17 protein-coding genes are annotated in these 20,668 nt (G+C 42.8%); 16 read left to right on the top strand and 1 reads right to left on the bottom strand.

Annotated elements, in window-relative coordinates:
- Positions 1-5 precede the first annotated feature (5 nt).
- On the top strand, positions 6-3,143 hold the full coding sequence (gene uvrA, locus KHM83_RS09840; RefSeq protein ID WP_213236842.1) for an excinuclease ABC subunit UvrA: 3,138 nt from the start codon (positions 6-8) through the stop codon (positions 3,141-3,143).
- Positions 3,144-3,249: 106 nt separating this feature from the next.
- Here uvrA and KHM83_RS09835 read toward each other — a convergent pair whose 3' ends face one another.
- Complete coding sequence (locus KHM83_RS09835) at positions 3,250-3,924, bottom strand: hypothetical protein (protein ID WP_213236841.1); 675 nt, start codon at positions 3,922-3,924, stop codon at positions 3,250-3,252.
- Between the two features lie 200 nt (positions 3,925-4,124).
- Here KHM83_RS09835 and uvrC point away from each other — a divergent pair, with 200 nt between their 5' ends.
- From uvrC to KHM83_RS09760, 15 genes are all read left to right on the top strand, one after another.
- The gene (gene uvrC, locus KHM83_RS09830; protein ID WP_213236840.1) at positions 4,125-6,032 is read left to right on the top strand and encodes an excinuclease ABC subunit UvrC; all 1,908 of its coding nucleotides are present in this window, start codon (positions 4,125-4,127) and stop codon (positions 6,030-6,032) included.
- A gap of 332 nt (positions 6,033-6,364) precedes the next feature.
- A complete protein-coding gene (locus KHM83_RS09825; RefSeq protein ID WP_213236839.1) occupies positions 6,365-6,844 on the top strand; it encodes an NADH-quinone oxidoreductase subunit NuoE family protein in 480 nt (159 codons plus the stop codon).
- Between the two features lie 52 nt (positions 6,845-6,896).
- Positions 6,897-7,265, top strand: a complete 369-nt coding sequence (locus KHM83_RS09820; RefSeq protein WP_213236838.1) for a (2Fe-2S) ferredoxin domain-containing protein — start codon at positions 6,897-6,899, stop codon at positions 7,263-7,265.
- A gap of 21 nt (positions 7,266-7,286) precedes the next feature.
- The gene (gene nuoF, locus KHM83_RS09815; RefSeq protein ID WP_213236837.1) at positions 7,287-9,083 is read left to right on the top strand and encodes an NADH-quinone oxidoreductase subunit NuoF; all 1,797 of its coding nucleotides are present in this window, start codon (positions 7,287-7,289) and stop codon (positions 9,081-9,083) included.
- Between the two features lie 36 nt (positions 9,084-9,119).
- A complete protein-coding gene (locus tag KHM83_RS09810) occupies positions 9,120-10,871 on the top strand; it encodes an NADH-dependent [FeFe] hydrogenase, group A6 (RefSeq protein ID WP_213236836.1) in 1,752 nt (583 codons plus the stop codon).
- A 262-nt stretch (positions 10,872-11,133) separates the two neighbouring features.
- Positions 11,134-12,015, top strand: coding sequence for a DUF6282 family protein (locus tag KHM83_RS09805; protein ID WP_213236835.1), 882 nt, complete (start codon positions 11,134-11,136; stop codon positions 12,013-12,015).
- Positions 12,016-12,024: 9 nt separating this feature from the next.
- Complete coding sequence (locus KHM83_RS09800) at positions 12,025-12,747, top strand: PIG-L deacetylase family protein (RefSeq protein WP_246543008.1); 723 nt, start codon at positions 12,025-12,027, stop codon at positions 12,745-12,747.
- Between the two features lie 23 nt (positions 12,748-12,770).
- Positions 12,771-13,817 carry a TAXI family TRAP transporter solute-binding subunit gene (locus KHM83_RS09795; protein WP_213236833.1) on the top strand — a complete coding sequence of 349 codons (1,047 nt, stop codon included), beginning with the start codon at positions 12,771-12,773 and terminating at the stop codon, positions 13,815-13,817.
- Positions 13,818-13,841: 24 nt separating this feature from the next.
- Positions 13,842-15,722 (top strand): TRAP transporter permease, encoded by a 1,881-nt coding sequence (locus tag KHM83_RS09790; RefSeq protein ID WP_213236832.1) that lies wholly within the window; start codon positions 13,842-13,844, stop codon positions 15,720-15,722.
- Positions 15,723-15,841: 119 nt separating this feature from the next.
- The gene (locus KHM83_RS09785; RefSeq protein WP_213236831.1) at positions 15,842-16,528 is read left to right on the top strand and encodes an RraA family protein; all 687 of its coding nucleotides are present in this window, start codon (positions 15,842-15,844) and stop codon (positions 16,526-16,528) included.
- A 136-nt stretch (positions 16,529-16,664) separates the two neighbouring features.
- The gene (locus KHM83_RS09780) at positions 16,665-17,306 is read left to right on the top strand and encodes a GntR family transcriptional regulator (protein WP_213236830.1); all 642 of its coding nucleotides are present in this window, start codon (positions 16,665-16,667) and stop codon (positions 17,304-17,306) included.
- A gap of 217 nt (positions 17,307-17,523) precedes the next feature.
- On the top strand, positions 17,524-18,213 hold the full coding sequence (locus tag KHM83_RS09775) for a dTMP kinase (RefSeq protein WP_213236829.1): 690 nt from the start codon (positions 17,524-17,526) through the stop codon (positions 18,211-18,213).
- Positions 18,214-18,460: 247 nt separating this feature from the next.
- Entirely contained in the window at positions 18,461-18,808 is a 348-nt protein-coding gene (locus KHM83_RS09770) for a DRTGG domain-containing protein (protein WP_213236828.1), read from the top strand.
- 10 nt (positions 18,809-18,818) lie between these two features.
- Positions 18,819-19,268 (top strand): ATP-binding protein, encoded by a 450-nt coding sequence (locus KHM83_RS09765; protein ID WP_246543006.1) that lies wholly within the window; start codon positions 18,819-18,821, stop codon positions 19,266-19,268.
- A gap of 73 nt (positions 19,269-19,341) precedes the next feature.
- Entirely contained in the window at positions 19,342-20,604 is a 1,263-nt protein-coding gene (locus KHM83_RS09760) for a [Fe-Fe] hydrogenase large subunit C-terminal domain-containing protein (RefSeq protein ID WP_213236827.1), read from the top strand.
- The last annotated feature ends 64 nt before the right edge of the window (positions 20,605-20,668 follow it).

The raw sequence follows: 20,668 nt of genomic DNA, 5'->3' as shown, positions 1-20,668 counted from the left end.
GAGACATGAGTAAGAATGAAATATTTGTAAAATGTGCAAAGGAACATAATCTAAAGGGCATTGATGTCCATATTCCCAGAGATCAAATGGTTGTTATCACGGGGCTTAGCGGCTCCGGCAAATCATCGCTTGCATTTGATACCATTTATGCAGAGGGACAGAGGCGCTATGTGGAGAGCTTGTCGGCATATGCCAGACAGTTTCTCGGACAGATGGAAAAGCCAAATGTAGAATATATAGAAGGGCTGTCGCCGGCTATTTCAATTGACCAGAAGACGACCAGCCGGAACCCAAGGTCTACTGTTGGAACGGTTACAGAGATATACGATTACCTAAGACTGCTTTACGCCAGGGTTGGCATTCCGCACTGCCCTGTTTGCGGCATTGAGATTTCACCGCAAACAGTTGACCAGATTGTCGATAAAATACTGGCACTTGATGAAGGCACGCGTATTCAAGTATTGGCCCCAGTGGTTGTTGGCAAGAAAGGTCAGCATCAGAAGCTGCTGGCACAGTTGAAAAAAGAAGGTTATGTGCGTGCCCGCATTGATACAGAGACTTTTGATCTCGCAGATACGATCGAACTCGATAAAAATAAAAAGCATACCATCGAAGTGGTCATTGACCGCCTTGTTGTGAAACCGGAAATTCAGCAGCGCCTTACTGACGCACTGGAATCTGTTTTAAAATTAACAGAGGGATTAATTATCATTGATGTTATCGGCGGTGAAGATCTTTCGTTTAATACACAGTTTTCATGTCCTGAGCACGGTGAGGGCATTACTGAAATGGAACCGAGGATGTTTTCCTTCAATGCGCCTTATGGTGCGTGTCCGACTTGTAACGGACTTGGTTTTACAAAAAAGGTTGACCCGGAACTGCTCGTACCGGATACGAAACTCAGTATTGAAGAAGGGGCACTGCTGCCAATTGCCAATAGTTCAGAGGGTTCTTTCTATGTGAGCATGATTAATGCCATGCTCGAATCATATGGCGTAACACAGCAGACGCCATTTAGAGCATTCCCTGAAAAACTTAAAAATGAAATCTTTTATGGTACTGGTGATCGTGTGGTCACTTTTGAATACGACAGTAAATATGCAGGGTATACTTCGTTCAGCCGCCCTTTTGAAGGGCTTGTTAATAACTTTGAAAGGCGTTATGCTGCGACGAATTCTGAGTACATCCGCGAAAAAATTGATGAATTTATGAGTTTGATCGAATGCGAAACCTGTCATGGCAAGCGTCTTAAGGATGAAGTGTTAGCAGTGACCGTGGGGGACATGCGCATTAGTGACATCACAGAGATGTCCGTTAAAGATGCACTGATCTTTTTTGATCAACTGACACTGTCGGCGACAGAGCGGAAAATTGCAGAACAGATATTAAAAGAAATCGTGGCGCGCTTGACTTTTCTCCAGAATGTCGGCTTGGAGTATCTCAACCTTTCACGAGCTGCGAGTACTTTGTCCGGTGGAGAGTCACAGCGTATCAGACTGGCGACACAGATTGGCTCCGGCTTGGTTGGCGTCCTCTACATTCTAGATGAGCCTAGTATTGGTCTGCATCAAAAAGACAATCAAAAACTATTGAAGACCCTTCGAAGCTTAACAAATCTCGGCAATACCCTTATCGTGGTTGAACACGATGAAGAGACGATTACTGCGGCGGATTACATTTTAGACTTGGGACCCGGCGCCGGAGAACACGGTGGTTATATTATTGCCGAGGGCCCCTATGAAACAATTCTCAATTCGGAAGATTCAATTACGGGACAATACCTCTCCGGCAGAAAGCACATTGATTTGCCGAAGGTCCGAAGACTGCCAAGACCGGAACACATTACCATCACGAAAGCAGTAGAAAATAATTTGAAAAGCATAGATGTTGATTTCCCACTGGGCGTACTCTGTGTCGTGACGGGTGTTTCAGGTTCCGGCAAGAGTACACTGGTCAATGAAATTCTCTATAAAAGCTGTGCGCTTAAAATCAATAAAAGTCGAGTGAAACCCGGGAAACACGAAGATATATTGGGGCTTGAACACATAGACAAGATTATTGATATCGACCAATCGCCGATTGGGCGCACACCGCGTTCGAATCCTGCTACCTATACAGGTGTCTTTGATCATATTCGCGATATTTTTGCACAAGTGCCGGAATCGAAAATGAGAGGCTACCAAAAGGGGCGTTTCAGTTTTAACGTTGCAGGCGGCCGATGTGAGCATTGTAAGGGTGACGGTATTATCAAGATCGAAATGCATTTTCTGCCGGATGTTTATGTCCAGTGTGATGTGTGCAAGGGCAAGCGCTATAATCGCGAGACATTGGAAGTTAAATACAAGGGAAAGACAATTTCAGATGTTTTGGATTTGACAGTAGAAGAAGCGCTTGAATTCTTTGCCAATATTCCGAAGATTAAGCGTAAAATAAAAACACTGCACGATGTCGGACTGGATTATATTCGCCTTGGTCAGCCGTCAACACAGCTTTCTGGCGGTGAAGCACAGCGAATTAAACTCGCGACAGAACTTAGTAAAGTCAGTACGGGCAAGACACTCTATATTCTAGATGAGCCGACAACCGGACTGCATACGGCTGATGTTCATAATCTTATCCATGTTCTGCAAAAACTTGTTGACGCAGGCAATACGGTGATTGTCATTGAACACAACCTCGATGTTGTAAAATCTGCGGACTATATTATTGACTTAGGTCCTGACGGTGGTGATAAAGGCGGCTGTATTGTAGCGCGTGGGACGCCGGAAGAAGTGGCACGCATTGAAGGCTCTTATACAGGTGCGTTTTTAGCGGATATGCTTGCAAAAGAACCTTTTGTACCAGAAGTAGCTGCGCCTGTTATCAAGCGCGCTGGCAGAGCGACGACGAAGACAGACACAACTGCCTCAAAAAAATCAAGTCAAAAAGCGACCGCTAAAACGAAAGCGTCAGCGAAACGCAAGCCGGCAGCTAAAGAAAAGTCATCTGTAAAAGCGACGACGAAGACCAAAACGACTGCGAAGCCAAAATCAGAGACAGCCGCTAAAACAACTGCGAAGACAACCGAGAAGGCGACCGAGAAGGCAACCGCTAAAACAAAAGCGACAGCAACCGTAAAAAGCAGTCAAAAAGCATCTAATTAATGGCTGTTGATTATTAAAAAAAGACACCTGACAAGGTGTCTTTTTATCGGTATCTCCAGAATCGGCACGCGCTGGTTTGAGAATAATCGGCTAGTGTTTGCTCGCTTCAATAGATGTTCTGACGTTTTTTGGGCTTATCAAGTTGTTGTGCTTTTAAGTATTCCCCGACCTGCTCTTGCATTTCGGAAGGAACAATGAGAACAATCTTTCCAAGTTCTCCCTTTAACCGAAGTGTCAGTCGACCGTTATCAAAAAAGTAGTATTCAAAATCGCTGTAAGCATAGACGCCTGAGTGACTGTAGAGCGGGTTGCCAAAGGGAAAATCCATTCTTAGATCCCAACCATAGATGAGGATGTGCTCACGGCAAAACTGCGCCTTGGTCGTTCGATAGGTGAAAGTGATAAAAACTTGACCAGCAGCGAGCCAACCGATGAAGCTGATCCAATTGACTGCTTCAACATGGCTAAAATCTGTTAAAGATGTCGTCAACGGCCGGATGAGCATGAGATAACCGATCACGAGATAAATGAGATATTGAACGGCAATGGCATCGTGAATACGAAATTCATAGAGGTGATCATCTTTAAATCGCGCTAAAATACGTCGCCTAAGCAGCATTTGCGTGGCGGGAACACAGATAAAAAAGGATGAAAAGGAATAATTAGCGTAAAGGATGGCATTATCGAATGCCATTGGCAAACGCGGGATAATCATGAGATAATATAAGAACATCATCACGAGGCTTGAAAAGAAAATAATGGTTCGCGTCGTTTGATTCATAAAATCACCTTTCTAAAGTTAAGTGTCTGATCGATCTGTCTTTGGTAAAGTTAAACGGTCGTCATCTCTGCGTATGATGGATAAATGCTATAAATTGATTGTTAGAATATGCTAAGATGCAATTGGTATAGAAAACGGCACTATTACTATTATAACGATTATCCTAAGAAATGTCTTTAAAAATTATAGAAGGAGTCTGCATGTCAACATCTAAATTCGTTGTTAAAGAGCATATTAAGGAGCAGCTCAAGCGCCTGCCGCACTTGCCGGGGATTTATATAATGAAGGATAACCGCGGCGAGATTATTTATGTTGGCAAATCGAAAAATCTAAAAAATCGTGTAAGCTCTTATTTTAGAGGTTTTAATACACATATGCCAAAAGTACAGACGATGGTTGTCAACATTGCCGATTTTGATTATATCATTACCGACAGTGAAACCGAAGCACTCGTCCTTGAAGCAAACTTAATCAAGAAACATTTACCGAGATTCAACATTTTATTAAAAGATGATAAAATGTATCCCTATATACGGATTACACTTGAGGAAGATTTTCCGCGTGTCTTTATGACACGAACGGTTGTGAAAGGAAAGTCTAAATATTTTGGTCCCTTTACAGGTGCTGATCAAGTTAAAAAGACACTGGACGTCATTCAAACTATTTTTCCCATACGAGAATGCAGTAAAAAAATAACGGAGAAGATAGATCGACCGTGTCTTAATTACCATATTGGCAGGTGTGCCGGTGTCTGTAATCATAAAATTACAAAAGAGGATTATGCCGCTTATATCGAACAGATCATTCGTTTTCTAAACGGTGACAAGGCATGGCTGATTAATGATCTCGAACAGCAAATGAAGCATGCCGCATCAAAAATGAATTTTGAGGATGCGGCGGTCCTGCGGGATAAAATCATTGCCTTAAAAGCATTGAATGAAAAGCAGAAAGCGATTCAGAACAATGACAAAAATCAGGATTTTATTGCCTACTATCGCTTTGAGTCGCGTACATGTGTCATGCTTTTTCAAGTACGAGGCGGCAAGATTGAGGGGAGAGAAGCGTATAATATTACTGGCGGTGAAGGCGAAGCCGGCAGTGCATTGCTGAGTTCTTTTCTCCTTCAGTATTATGCAGGCGCACTCTTTATACCAAAGGAAATCTATTTATCAACGGAGATTGACGAGCGTGAAGCTTACGCCAGCTGGCTGACAAAACTCGCCGGCAGCAAAGTGGAGATTGCCGTACCGCATAAAGGTGAAAAACGACAGATGATGGCTCTTGTTGAAAAAAATGCAAAGGAATATATTATTAAGTTTCAAGAACGCATTGAAAAAGAGAGTGCGCTAAAACAGCAAACCGTTGAAGAACTCCGAATGCTGTTAGGATTGCCTGATAATCTGCCGCTCAATCGCATCGAAGCTTATGATATTTCCAATACATCTGGGGTCTATACAGTTGGCAGCATGGTCGTCTATGAAGATGGCAAGAAAAAACGAAGTGATTACAGGCGCTATCGCGTGAAAACTATTGAGGGCGCTAACGATTATGGGGCCATGCAGGAAGTACTGTACAGACGTTTTAAACGTGGTCTCGAAGAACAAGCAATTGCAGCGGATACAGGTGTCGATACCAATAAATTTTCAGTATTTCCGGATTTATTGTTGATTGATGGTGGAAAGGGCCACGTCAATGCTGTCTTGGATGTTTTGAACGCACTGGAGCTGCATATTCCAGTTGCGGGGATGGTGAAAGATGACTATCACAAAACGGAAGACCTCTACTATAACGGTGAAATATGCGGATTAAAGCAAAAAAGAGCAGCATATCGTTATATTTATGACGTTCAGGAAGAAGTCCATCGATTTGCAATTGAATACCATAAGTCGCTTAGAACAAAGGCAATGACAGCATCTGAACTAGACGAGATTGAAGGCGTCGGCGAAAAGCGTCGAATCGCCTTGATAAAGCATTTTAAGTCGATTGAAGCGATTCGAAAGGCTTCAATTGAGGATTTGGCAGCACTATCCGAAATACCAAATAGCGTTGCCGAATCAATTTATGCCTTTTTCCATACCGTCGATTCTAAAGATGTTACGGAAAGTTAACAAAATTCGTTCAGCAGGTGAAAAACAACTCGAATTTTCCTAAAAACAAAACATAATCGAAATAAACATTACAAAAAAGACACATTTCGACGATAGGACGAAGTGTGTCTTTTCCATATATTGAGCTAAATTCTATACAATAATATTACGATTTGTTAATATTTCTTTATCCCGAATAAGCTGTATACATACAGAAAAATCTGTGTTATAATCATTTCGAATAAAGGTTAATTTATTAACAAACAACCTTAAACCTAGTAAATTACTAGGATTTAAACGATTAGGGTGTTGCTTTAACTCAATCGTTACGATTGTATAAGGAGGAACGATTAATGGCAAAAAACTTTTTGACGGCAGAGAATTTTGCGAAGCTTGAAAGTGTCATCGAAGCGCATAAGGACATGCAGGGACCCTTAATGCCGGTGTTACACGAAGCGCAGCATATTTTCGGTGCTATTCCTATGGCAGTTCAAAAGGTCATCTCGGAAAAGTTAAATGTCCCGCTTGCTGAGATTTATGGCGTCGTGACATTTTATTCGCAATTCACACTTGAACCAAAAGGCGATTTCCTCATCAGCGTTTGTTTGGGAACGGCTTGCTATGTTAAGGGTTCTCAAAAGCTAATTGACAAAATTACCGAGTTGACAGGTGTCTCAGTGGGAACGACATCTGCAGACGGTAAATTTTCACTTGAAGCGACACGCTGCATTGGTGCGTGCGGTCTGGCACCGGTAATGACGGTAAACGATGATGTCTACGGAAGATTAGTTGTCGAGGATGTTCCAGGTATTATCGCGAAATATCAAGGTTAATGATGGATCTGTTATTTCAGAGTACATCGGAATACACTGAGGAGGAAGCTTAATGAAATCGTTAGCGGAATTAGCGAAAATTAGAGAAGAAGCACTTAAGCGCGTCGATTTGAGAACAGACAGAAAAGGTACGCGTATTGTCGTTGGCATGGCTACTTGCGGGATCTCGGCTGGGGCAAGACCTGTTTTAACAGCGCTGCTTGACGAAGCACAAAAAAGAGGTTTAAAAGAAGTTGAAATCACTCAAACCGGTTGTATTGGCGTATGCAGATTAGAACCGATTGTCGAGGTATACAGTGAAGGGCAAGAAAAAGTCACATATGTAGAAATGACAGAAGAAAAAGCGAGACGTGTCATTGCAGAACATATCGTGAATGGAAACGTCGTAACGGAGTATACCATCGGCGCTGCTGATAAATAGACGATTTGAGGAGGTATTTTAATGGATTTTTATAGAGCGCACGTGCTCGTATGCGGCGGAACTGGCTGTACGTCATCCGGCTCTTTAACGATTGAAGAGATGTTCAATACGGCACTAAAGGCAAGAGGATTAGAAAAAGAAGTAAAGGTCGTCAGAACGGGTTGCTTCGGTCTTTGTGAAGCGGGCCCTATTTGTATTGTTTATCCAGAGGGATCTTTCTACTCGCATGTTAAAATGGCAGATGTTGAGCGCATCGTCGAAGAACACTTGCTCAAAGGTAGAATCGTTAAAGATTTACTCTATATCGACCATGCCAATGAAGTTAGAGATATCACCACTTCAATTAGCGAAGTGAATTTTTATAAAAAACAGAAACGCGTTGCCCTCAAAAATTGCGGTGTGATCAATCCAGAAATCATTGAAGAATATATCGCATTTGACGGTTACCGTGCACTTGGTAAAGCCTTGACGGAAATGACGCCGCAAGATGTTATTGATACGATTAAAAAGTCTGGTTTAAGAGGCCGTGGCGGCGGTGGGTTCCCAACTGGGCTGAAATGGGAATTTGCCAGCAAATCTGAAGGCGACGTCAAATATGTTGCCTGCAATGCCGATGAAGGCGATCCAGGTGCATTTATGGACCGTTCTGTCTTGGAAGGCGATCCACATGCTGTTATTGAAGCGATGGCGATTGCCGCTTATGCGATTGGTGCAAAAAAAGGTTATGTTTATATCCGTGCTGAGTATCCAATTGCCGTTAAGCGTTTAGGGATTGCGATAGCACAAGCAAAAGAAATGGGCCTGCTCGGAACGGATATTTTTGGTACTGGGTTTGAATTTGACCTCGAAATTCGCTTAGGTGCCGGTGCATTTGTCTGCGGTGAAGAAACAGCGCTGATCGCATCAATCGAAGGCGAACGCGGTATGCCGAGACCAAAACCACCATTCCCGGCAGTTAAAGGTATTTTTGGCAAACCGACCATTATTAACAACGTTGAAACGTATGCTGTTATTGCACAGATTATTTTAAATGGCGCCGATTGGTTTACATCAATGGGAACTGAAAGATCACCAGGTACAAAAGTATTTGCACTTGGCGGTAAAATTAATAACACGGGTCTTGTGGAAATTCCAATGGGAACAACGCTTAGAGAAGTTATTTATGACATCGGCGGCGGTATTCCCGGCGGCAAAGAATTTAAAGCGGTTCAAACTGGCGGACCGTCAGGCGGCTGTATAACGAAACAACATTTGGACACACCAATTGATTTTGATAACTTGACCGCAATTGGCTCCATGATGGGCTCTGGCGGTATGATCGTCGTTGACGAAGACAACTGTATGGTAGACTTTGCACGCTTCTTCTTAGACTTTACAGTTGATGAATCCTGTGGGAAATGTGTGCCGTGTCGTGAAGGAACAAAGCGTATGCTTGAAATCCTGGAAAAGATCACTTCTGGCAAAGGAACGCTCGAAGATCTTGATACATTGGAGCAGCTTGCTTACTCAATTAAGGATTCGGCACTTTGCGGTTTGGGACAAACTGCACCAAACCCAGTATTATCGACACTTAGATATTTTAGAGATGAATATGTTGCGCACGTTGTCGACAAGAAATGTCCTGCGGGCGTATGTCAAGATCTCTTGCAAATCGTTATTGGCGATGGCTGCATTGGTTGTACAGCATGTGCACGCGTTTGTCCAGTCGGCGCCATTAGCGGCGAAGTGAAAGGACAGCATGTCATTGACCAATCGAAGTGTATCAAGTGTGGCGCTTGTATTCCTAAATGTCCTAAAAAGGTCATCTACAAGCAGTAATTTTGGGTTGAACATTAAAAGAAAGAGGTGTGCATCGTGAAGAATGTTACGATTACGATAAATGGCAATCAGTACGCAGTGCCGAGTGACTTAACGGTACTTGAGGCTGCTAGAACAGTCGGCATTGATATCCCGACGCTTTGTTTCTTAAAAGATATCAATGAAGTGGGCGCATGCCGTGTCTGCGTTGTCGAAGTGGAAGGGGCTAGAGCGCTTCAAGCATCGTGTGTCTTGCCTGTTAGAGAAGGCATGGTCGTTAAGACAAACAATCAACGCGTCCGGAATGCGCGTAAAACAACGGTTGAACTCATTCTCGCCAACCATAACAGAGAATGTACAACTTGCGTTAGAAGCAAAAACTGTGAACTGCAATCCGTGTCTGAAGAACTCGGCATTCGAGATATTCGTTACACTGGTGCAAAACGCGAAGGCAAATACGATAACTTTTCGCATTCAATTGTCAGAGATTCCAGCAAATGTATTCTATGCGGACGCTGTGTAAGCGCTTGTAAAAACGTACAGGGAATCGGCATCTTGGATTTCGTCAACAGAGGTTTTGAGACGACTGTTGGCCCTGCTTTTGAAGTGAGTATGAAAGATGCGCCTTGTATCTACTGCGGTCAGTGTATGGTCGTCTGTCCTGTGGGCGCGTTAACTGAGAAACCGGCGATTGACAAAGTTTGGGATGCACTTGAAGATCCTAAGAAACATGTAATCGTTCAGTCAGCACCGGCTGTTAGAGCGGCACTGGGCGAAGAATTCGGTTATCCAATTGGCACCAATGTGACTGGCAAATTAGCGTCAGCGCTTCGCAATTTAGGTTTTGATAAAATTTTCGATACGAACTGGGCGGCAGATGTTACCATTATGGAAGAAGGAACAGAACTGCTTGGCAGACTCCAAAACGGCGGAAAATTGCCGATGATTACATCGTGTTCGCCAGGATGGGTTCGCTTCATTGAATTTAACTATCCGGATCTCTTAGATCATCTGTCTTCGTGCAAATCGCCGCAAAATATGTTTGGTGCTCTTGCAAAGAGCTACTATGCTGAGAAGAACAATATTGATCCAAAAGATATTTTTGTCGTTTCCGTTATGCCGTGTACTTCTAAGAAATCGGAAATTGAACGTCCTGAACTCGCTGTTGAAGGTGTTCGCGATGTCGATGTTTCCATTACGACGAGAGAGCTTGCGCGCATGATTAAAGAAGCGCGTATGGAATTTGATAAACTTGAAGACGGTACCTTTGATCCATTTATGGGTGACTATTCAGGTGCAGGTGTTATCTTTGGTGCAACTGGTGGCGTTATGGAAGCGGCTATTCGAACAGTCGCGGATGTCCTGACCGGTGAAGATCTTGAAAATGTCGACTACACAGCTGTTCGCGGCGTTGAAGGCATTAAAGAAGCAACTGTTAATATTGCAGGCAAAGATATTAAAGTTGCTGTTGCCCACAATACAAAAAATGCAGCGATTATCCTTGATAAAATCAGAGCTGGCGAAGCGGATTACCACTTTGTCGAAATCATGGCTTGCCCTGGCGGCTGTGTTAACGGCGGCGGACAGCCAATTCAGCCTGCTAGTGTGCGCAATGTCATTGATATCAGAGCGGAACGCGCAAAAGCACTTTACAGTGAAGATGCGGCTTTGACAGTGCGTAAATCGCATAAAAACCCTGAAATCAAGCGTTTGTATGATGAATATTTGGGAGAACCTAATTCTCATAAAGCGCATGATCTCCTGCATACGCATTACTATGCAAGAGAAAAATATCCAGTTCAAGATTAATGAACGATCTGAGATTGAATAGCAATCCATGATCTCTTGACCAGTGAACATTTAGCCGTTAAAAAGTGAAATGCATGAAAGTGCCATAACGTTTGAAAACCCTTTGCAATTGTCGTTTGTGATTATTGCAGAGGGTTTTTTTATGTATTAATTTTAAAAATAGACATTGACAGAAGAAAAATTGAAATATATAATGTAGATACAATATTGTAACACAATAAAGTCGACTAATTAGAAATACAATGTGGCTCAGGAGGTTTACATGAAGTCATTAATTGATGGGGCGTATGATTTACACGTCCATTCAGCACCAGATGTTCTTCCCAGAAAAATGAATGATATTGAGATGGCAAAGCGCATTATCGATGCGGGTATGAAAGGTTATGCGATAAAGTCGCATTATTTTTGCACATCTGAACGGGCAGAACTTATGAATACATTATATCCCGAATGTCATACAGTTGGTACGATTACTTTGAATAATTCAGTTGGCGGCATCAATCCATCGGCTGTTGAAATGGCAGGGCGATCAGGGGCAAAACTCGTTTGGTTTCCAACTTGTGACGGTGCTTATGAACAATCGCATGTCTTTTCGGGTGATCCCAATAAAAAGATGCCGTATTGGGCGAAGATCGTTTTGGATATGAAGGCAGAAGGCATTGTTGCACCGCCAATCAGTGTATTAAAAAATGGCAAACTGACGGATGAAACGATTCAGGTCTTGGAAATCATTACGAAGTACAATATGATATTAGCGACGGCGCATCTCTCACATGAAGAGGTATTTGCACTGCTTAAGGAAGCCAAAAATAGAAAAGTTGAACGCATTATTGCAACACATGTTGATTTTCCAACAACTTTCTACAGTGTTGATGAACAACGTGAATTGGTAAGACTCGGCGCCGTAATGGAACACTGTTATACGACTTTTGCCACTGGCAAGGTTGATTTTGAGACGACATTGACCCAGATTAAAACAATTGGTGCGGATCATGTGGTACTTGGAACGGATTTGGGACAAAAGACGGCGTTATACCCAGATGAAGGTCTCTTGCTATTTGCAGAAAAATTGTTTGAGGCCGGTATCTCAGAATCGGATATTGAAAAAATGACCGTGCATAACAACACGGCATTACTGAAATAGGAGGCTGTGTTGAAAGACAAGAAATTACTGGTCGTCAGTGCACATGCAGCAGACTTTGTGTGGCGTGCCGGCGGAACAATTGCAAAATATATTAAACATGGCGCTGAAGTAAAGATCATTGTGTTGAGTTTTGGTACCAGAGGAGAGTCCAATGATCTTTGGAAGCAGGAAGGTCAAACGGCGGAAAGTGTCAAGGCTATTCGGAAAGGAGAATCTGCCGGGGCAGCGGCAATTCTTGGGGTTGAGCAAATTGAATTTTGGGACTTTGAAGATTATCCGATGACAATCACGCGTGAGCGCCTCGATCGTATGGCAGAGACCATTCGCATGTTTAGACCGGACATCATTTTGACACATGACAAAAAAGATGCGATTAATCCAGACCATGATGCCGTTCGAAACTTTGTTTTCCAAGCGAGCATTATGTCAAATTCGGCGGGTGTGAGATTTGGTGAGACATTGGCGACGAAGCAGATGCAGCTTTATGGTTTCGAACCGCATCAAACAGAGATCAGCGACTTTATGCTGGGAACGATTATTGACATTACCGAAACCTATGAACAGAAAGTACAGGCGATGAAATGCTTTAAAGCACAAGGGCATCTGATTGAATATTACACACAGCGCGCCTTTATGCGCGGCAATCATGCAAGGCGGCTGTCTGGTGTTAAAGACTATCAATACGCGGAGAGTTTTTCGAATTTCTTTCCGAGGGTGGCAACGGAATTTTAATAACTTTTTTGGAGGGTGAAAACATGAGGAATAAGGTAAAGTTTAGTGGTTTATTGAGCTTATTATTGGTTATCATCATGGTTATGACAGCTTGCGGATCGACGTCGCCGGAAGCAGCTGGTGAAACTGCTTCTGAAGGTGCATCATCAACAGAAGCAGAATCATCTGAAACTGTTGAATCCACTGCAAGAGAAGACGTTATTCTAGGAACAGGGGGGACAGCTGGAACCTATTATGTCGTTGGTGCAGCAATGGGGAAAGTGATTACAGAACGCTCTGATAAAGTCAATGTTATTGTTCAAGCGACAAAGGGTTCCATGGAGAATATTAATTTAACCAATGTTGGTGATATTCAAATGGGGATGTCCAATGCAGATGGTGTCTACTTTGGCTACTATGGTACTGGCAGCTATGAAAATATCGGTACGCAAGATATCGTAGGTTTAATGTCATTGTATATGAGTGCAGGCCATATGGTTGTCAAGTCGGATTCAGGCATTGAAAGTTATGCAGATTTAAAAGGCAAAAAAGTGTGTCTTGGACCACCGAGTACAACCATTGTTGAAATGTCAAAAGCTATTTTAAGAGCTTATGGTGTCGATCCTGAAAATGATATTAAGCCCTACTATCTTTCATTTGACGAGGGTGTTTCAAAACTCGTTGACGGCGATTTGGATGCAACATTCTTTGTTGCAGGGATACCAACTGCCGCGTTAATGAATGCCAGTGCAACAGCTGATGTAGATCTTGTGACCGTTGATGATAATATACTAGATGAAATCGTTGCTGAATCACCTTATTACGAAAAATACACTATTCCTGCTGGAACGTACAAGGGTATTGACCATGATACGGAAACACTCAAAATTATGACGAATATTTTTGCAAAATCAACACTTTCTGATGAAGCGGCCTATGACTTTGTAAAGCATGCGCTGGAAGGTGTCGAAGATTATGCAACAGCGCATAACGTGGTAAAGGAAATTACGCCTGAAACTGCTTGGCAAGTACCTGTACCGCTTCATCCTGGAGCAGAAAAATACTATCGTGAAATTGGCGTTATCCAGTAATTGTACATTGTGCAGGAGGGTTAAATGAATCAGCAAAACATCAGTGATGCGAAACGTCATAACTGGGTAGATATCAGTATTGTCGTCATTATCGCCGCACTGGCATCTTTTCATTTATATACCGCTTCTGTCGGCATTTTACCGAGCTACGCCCAAGCATCCGTGCATTGGGCGCTGGTCTCGGCCTATATACTGCTGACAAAGCCGTTAAAATTCAAATTTGGCAGACTGATTGACCTCGCCATTATTGCCGTCAATGTCTACCTGACCTATTACCAAATGGTTATTCAAGAGGATATGATCTTCAGAGCGGGCATTTATTATAAGTATGAAATCGTTTTTTCCATTATTGCACTCCTTATTGCACTCGAAGTGTCTAGGCGCGTGATTGGTTTCATTCTTCCTGTCATTTCCATTTTATTTTTAAGCTATGCACTATTGGGCTCGCATCTTACGGGACTCTTTAAAACCGTAAGTTTTTCGATTAGTCGAATTGCCCCATATCTTTATACATCGACCGATGGTCTGTTTGGGCAGACCTTGCTCGTATCAGCACAGTTTATTTTTCTGTTTGTACTCTTCGGAACGATTTTGGACATGACAGGTGCCGGTAGTTTTTTCGTGGATATGTCATTTTCGCTGACGGGGCGTGCTCGAGGCGGTCCTGCTCAGGCAGCAATTTATTCATCCATGCTCATGGGAACGATTAATGGTTCTGGTGCAGCTAACGTTGTGACGACCGGAACGTTTACTATTCCATTAATGAAAAAAGTTGGCTTTAAGCCAAGTATGTCTGGGGCTATTGAAGCTGTTGCTTCCAGTGGCGGCCAGATTATGCCGCCGGTTATGGGAGCCGTTGCTTTTCTCATGAGTGAAATTACTGGGATTGAGTATGCGACAATTGCCATGGCATCCTTGATTCCAGCGGTACTTTACTATTTAACACTGTCCACAGGGGTATATCTGACGGCGAGACGTGATCACATTCCAGCGATTCCAAAGGAAGAATTGGCAGATTTCTTTAAAACCCTTAAAAGCGGATGGCTCTATTTTTTACCGCTTGTCATGCTGGTGGCACTATTATTTAAAGGGTACAGCCCGCAGCGGTCTGCCTTTGGTGCGATTGTTGCGACATTGGTCGTAGGGTTCATTGTCAATCGTGCCAATATGACGCTTTCTAATTTTGTGACGGCACTAAAAAAAGCGGCTAATGGCATTGCGCCGATTGCAGCTGCCTGCATCCTTGCCGGCATTATCATGGGGGTTATCAATCTAACCGGGTTGGGACTCAAAATCAGCGGTATTATTGAAGGGATTGCCGCGGGAAGACTTTTAGTTGCTTTGATCCTTGCGATGCTGACGAGCCTCTTGTTGGGAATGGGGCTTCCGACATCAGCGGCCTATATGATTTTAGCAGTACTCGTAGCGCCAGCTGTCATTAAAATGGGTGCTTCCACACTTTCGGCGCACTTGTTTATTCTTTATTTTGGTGCGTTGTCAACCATTACACCGCCCGTGGCGCTTTCAACCTTTGCCGCAGCTGGGATTGCAGAGGCAAATATCTGGAAAACCGGTATTGACGCCTTAAAATTGGCGGCAACAGGATTCATTATTCCATTTGTCTTTGTCTTTAATGAAGAATTGCTGCTTGTTGGCAGTGGGGTACAAATTACGATCGCATTTGTAACGGCGATGATCGGCTGTCTGGTGCTTGCATCATCGCTAATTGGATGGTTCGGCACGAAGCTCTCTATCGTGAGCCGTTTATTGCTCTTGCCTTGTGCGATTATGCTCTTCATGGCGAATCCACCGATTTTAAGTGTTGTTGGACTCGTACTCAGCAGTGTGATTATTGGCGGTGAGTTTACCATTCGCAAAAGAATGTCTACGGCAAATGCTGCGTGAAATAATGATTGATGGGTAGAGTGAGAGTACGTACCTTTGAGTGAACGATTTACAAATACAGGATAAATGATAAAACATCAAACATCAAACATCAGGGATAAAGGATAAAGGAATTAGATATGGAGAATAAAAATAAAGGTAAAATTGGTTTTAGAATTAATCATGATTTTGAACGCCTTGACAAGGACATTTTGGAGCGCTTTAAAAAAGCTGGAACCTGCGCGTTAAGCGATGGTCTCAATAAATTTAACGCTATGCATCATGCCATAAAACCTATTGATGAAATGCTTGCAGTTGCCGGCTGTGCACTGACCGTTAAAATGCGACCTGGCGATAATCTGATGCTTCATAAAGCGATTGCGATGGCAAAACCGGGCGATGTGATTGTTGTCGACACTTGTGGCTGTGACAGCAATTGCGTCATGGGAGATCTCATGGCAACCGCGGCGATGGAGCAGGGGATCAGCGGTCTCATAATCGATGGCGGTGTGCGAGACATTTTAGAATTAAAACAGAGCAAAGCACCGGTTTTTGCAAAATGTGTGACGCCTGCTGTTGGTGACAAAGACGGTCCGGGTGAAATAAATGGCCTCATCGCCTGCGGCGGTGTGGCGGTAGCGCCTGGCGACATTATTGTCGGTGATGCAAACGGCGTCATTGTCGTTCCGAAAGGCCAGTGGGAAGCTGTTCTGGAAGGTGCGGAGGCGAAGCTCGAAAAAGATCGTGCGCGCATGGCGGAAATATTGTCGGGTGTCATTGCCAAGAAGGCCATTGATGATACTTTGGCTAAATCAGGTGTTATTTAGTGGGGATACGGAAGCGTGATTCAGCAGGGGTATAGAAATACGTGATACACCTGACCAGCCAGTTTCCAGTCATCACAATTTATGGTATAATAGGCATGCGAATCGTTTGAATTTAGCGAAAGGAAGGTCGATTTTTTTGTCACTGTCTGGAGAAAAGGCGTATGAAACCATTAAAAGCAGAATACTAAATCACGTGTATGTTCCATCACAAACACTGGTTGAATCAGCGCTTGCTGAGGAACTGGGCGTCAGCAGAAATACGGTTAAGAGAGCCTTGATGATGCTAGTGAACGAAAAACTCGTTGAACTGGAAGCCAACAAGAGCGCTCGCGTTAAATCGCTGACTCTAGAAGAAGCTGTCTACCTCTTGGAAATAAGAGAACGTCTGGAAGGGTTAATTGCCTATAGTGCGGCAAAGGTCATCACGGAAAAAGAACTTTCGATTCTTAGAAGCAATTTAGGAGAAATGAAAGGATTTCTAGCGGAAAATAAACTGCTCGAATACTCGGGGATCAACGATATGATTCATCAGGTACTCTATGATATTTGCCCGAATCGCGAAGCCATTGAACTGATACAATCTATCAGACTGCAATTGCGGCGATACAATAAACGGACGGTACTCATAACAGGCCGCAGCAGCCAATCGCTGGAAGAACATACGGCGCTGTTCCATGCACTTGAGGGCGGTGATCCCGATGAAGCGGAGCGCGTGATGCGTATTCATATTCACAATGTCCGAACGACGTTGAGGGATAATTATCATATTTTGTTTTAGAATGAATACCGCAGTAGTGTACTGCGGCAGTAAACGGCAAATCAAGAGATTTGCCGTTTTTATTTGCATACTAAAGTGTTCTAAAAAAGAAAGTGTGCAAAATAATAAAGGACATGCGAGCAGCAGAAAAGCACATGTTTTTTAAATGTATGGTTTCAAAAACATGATAAATAGTTTAAAATAGAGAAAGGTATTATGAAATGAAAGGATATAAGCCATGTCAGGACAAATATTTGTAGTTGAAGGCGTTGATGCCAGTGGCAAAGAGTCACAGACGCGGGCGCTCTTTGAGCGTTTAAAGCAAGAGGGGCACGATGTCATTAGGCTGAGTTTTCCGGACTATGAGTCGGAATCGTCGTCGCTTGTAAAAATGTATCTTTCAGGTGCGTTTGGTGATGACCCGCAAGACGTGACGCCATACGTCGCGTCAACTTTTTATGCAGCGGATCGGTATGCCTCATACATGACAAAATGGCGTGCACATTACGAGCGGGGTGGTCTCATTATAGCGGATCGCTATACGACGGCCAATATGGTGCATCAGGCTTCAAAAATTGACGACGAAGCTGAGAAGAAAATCTTTCTCTCATGGCTGTGGCAACTGGAATATGAGATTTATAAAATTCCAAAGCCCGATATTGTCTTTTTTCTAGATATGCCTCCGTCAATGAGCGAACAGCTTATAATGGCACGTCAGAATAAGATTACAGGTGCTCAGGAGAAAGATATTCATGAGAAAGATACATCGCATTTGACGAAATCGCATGAGAATGCACAGTTTGTCAGTACGCTTTACAATTGGGATGTTATCAGCTGTATACAGGACGGTCAATTGCGATCAATTGAAAATATCAATGATGAATTATATGAAAAAGCGATGGCTTTTTTAGAAAGAGACACGCGTTAAATCTAAAGATTGTCAGCATTTTGAGGGCAATCTAAAATAGATGAAATAGAATGAAGATCAATGATGGAGTGTACTTAAAAGCATTCGTTAAAAAACAAGTTTTTTTCGTAAAATTTCAATGAATAAAATTGAATAGACTTTGAGAAGATGTTATAATAAAAATAGGGATTGTTAAAATATTAACTTTTCAGATCCGCCTTTACGCTGCAAAAAAGAAACAGCAGCGGAAGTCATTTTAGGGGGCATTATGACGTTAAAGGAAATTATGGCGTTTGTAAATGGCGAGGTGATTGCCTGTCAAGAAGGTCTCGACCACGAAGTGAGTTCTGCATTCGGTTCTGATCTCATGAGTGATGTACTGGCGTATGTTGAAGAAAATACGCTGCTTATTACAGGGCTCATCAATCAGCAAGTGATTCGAACAGCAGAAATGCTTGACTTAAAGGCCATTCTCTTTGTACGGGGCAAGGTTCCGTGCGATGAAGTCGTTGCATTGGCGAATGAAAAAGAAATTGTTTTATTGACGACGAAGCATACACTCTTTACTGTATCCGGCATTCTATACAAGGAAGGTTTAAAGGGATTACAGATATAGGTGGGTATGAATGGATAAGTATTTTAAAGATGAGCGCGATGTGGCGATGCGTTTGAAGTATCAAATATTGCGCGATGATTTTACAAGGGCCGGTGAAGCCTCTAGTAAGATTAAAAAAGTCTTAAAGCAATTGGCGATAGACGCGACTGTTATTCGAAGAGCTGCAATTGCAACTTATGAAGCAGAAATTAATCTGGTGATTCACTCTGAAGGCGGGACTTTGGAAGTGTATATAAAACCGGATTGTATTGAAATTTATGTAGAAGACGATGGACCGGGGATTGCAGATATTGAGCTGGCAATGACGAAAGGTTTTTCAACGGCTTCAGTTGCTGTGCGCGAAATGGGATTTGGTGCCGGCATGGGACTTCCCAATATGGAAAAAGTCTCCGATAATTTTGTGATCGAATCGGAAGTGGGCGTAGGGACAAATATCAAAATGACCGTTCGCTATATCTAAAACGATGGCTGAGAAAAAATGACAACGAAGGCGATGACAGTACCGTATTAAGACCGATCGAACGGAGGCATACATGAAGGATTACTGGCATTCGGTTATTCTGGAAAAGGATTATTGCAATGGCTGCACGCATTGTTTGGATCGATGTCCAACGCAGGCTATCCGGGTTATTGACGGAAAGGCGAGAATCATTGAATCCAGATGTATAGATTGTGGTGAGTGCTTGCGCGTTTGTCCTTTTCATGCAAAAGGTGCACAAGTTAGCACACTGGAAACACTTAATAAATATAAATATAAAGTGGCTTTGCCAGCAATATCATTTTATGGTCAATTCGGTTTGGAACACGACATGAATACAATATACAACGGGTTGCTTCAGCTTGGTTTTGACGACGTCTTTGATCTGGCACATGCTGCCGAAATATTATCTATTTACCAAAAGAAGATTATTCAAGAGACAACGGCAAACAAACCGTTGATTTCCACTTATTGTCCAGTGATCACAAGACTTATTCAAATTAGATTTCCATCGTTGATTGACAATATCATTAGACTCGAATCACCAATGGAAATTGCAGCGCGTTTTATAGAACAGAAACTTTCGGATGCAGGGATGAAGCGAGAAGATATTGGTATTTTTTACATAACGCCTTGTCCGGCAAAGATTACGAGTATTAAAAATCCAATTGGCTTAACACATTCCCATATTGATGAGGCAATTTCAACAGAAGAAGTTTATTATCGTCTGATGAAATTCATTGATAAAATTGAGGTAAAGCGTCAAATTCAGTGTGCAACGGGCAAAGGCATTGGATGGGGACGTGTTGGCGGGCAAAGCATTGCAATGGAAATAGAAGATTACATTGCGGTCGACGGGATTGAAGAAGTTATTAAAGTACTCGAAACAATGGAACTTGGCAAACTCAATACCTTAGACTTTTTTGAAGGCTATGCCTGTGTCAATGGCTGTGTCGGTGGACCGCTTAATGTAGAAAATACGTTTATTGGGAAAAATCGTATTCGGAAACATGTGAAAAATTATGATCTTGCAAAAGAGATCAATGTTGATATGCCGTTAAAAGCTGAAAACATGGCATGGGATTCGCCAATTGAGGCGCTGCCGATTTTCAAACTGGATACGGACTTTAGAAAGGCGCTGGAAAAGATGGCGCAGATTGAAGAAATTTCTCAAATACTGCCCGGCATTAACTGCGGTGCCTGCGGTGCGCCAACATGTCGCGTACTGGCAGAAGATATTGTCAATAAAAAGGCGACAATTGCACGATGCGTAGTGCTTCAAATGCAGCAGGGTGATAAAGATGAGCCTTCAAAATAAGCTTCAGCGTGTGATCTAAATGCGCTAACTAACATAAGTCAAATGATAATCACATCAAGTGGAA

Source organism: Fusibacter paucivorans (genome assembly GCF_018390735.1).
GTDB classification, from domain to species: Bacteria; Bacillota; Clostridia; order Peptostreptococcales; family Acidaminobacteraceae; genus Fusibacter; species Fusibacter paucivorans.
The sequence above is the reverse complement of the archived record's forward strand: the minus strand, read 5'-3'. Positions and strand labels throughout refer to the sequence as shown.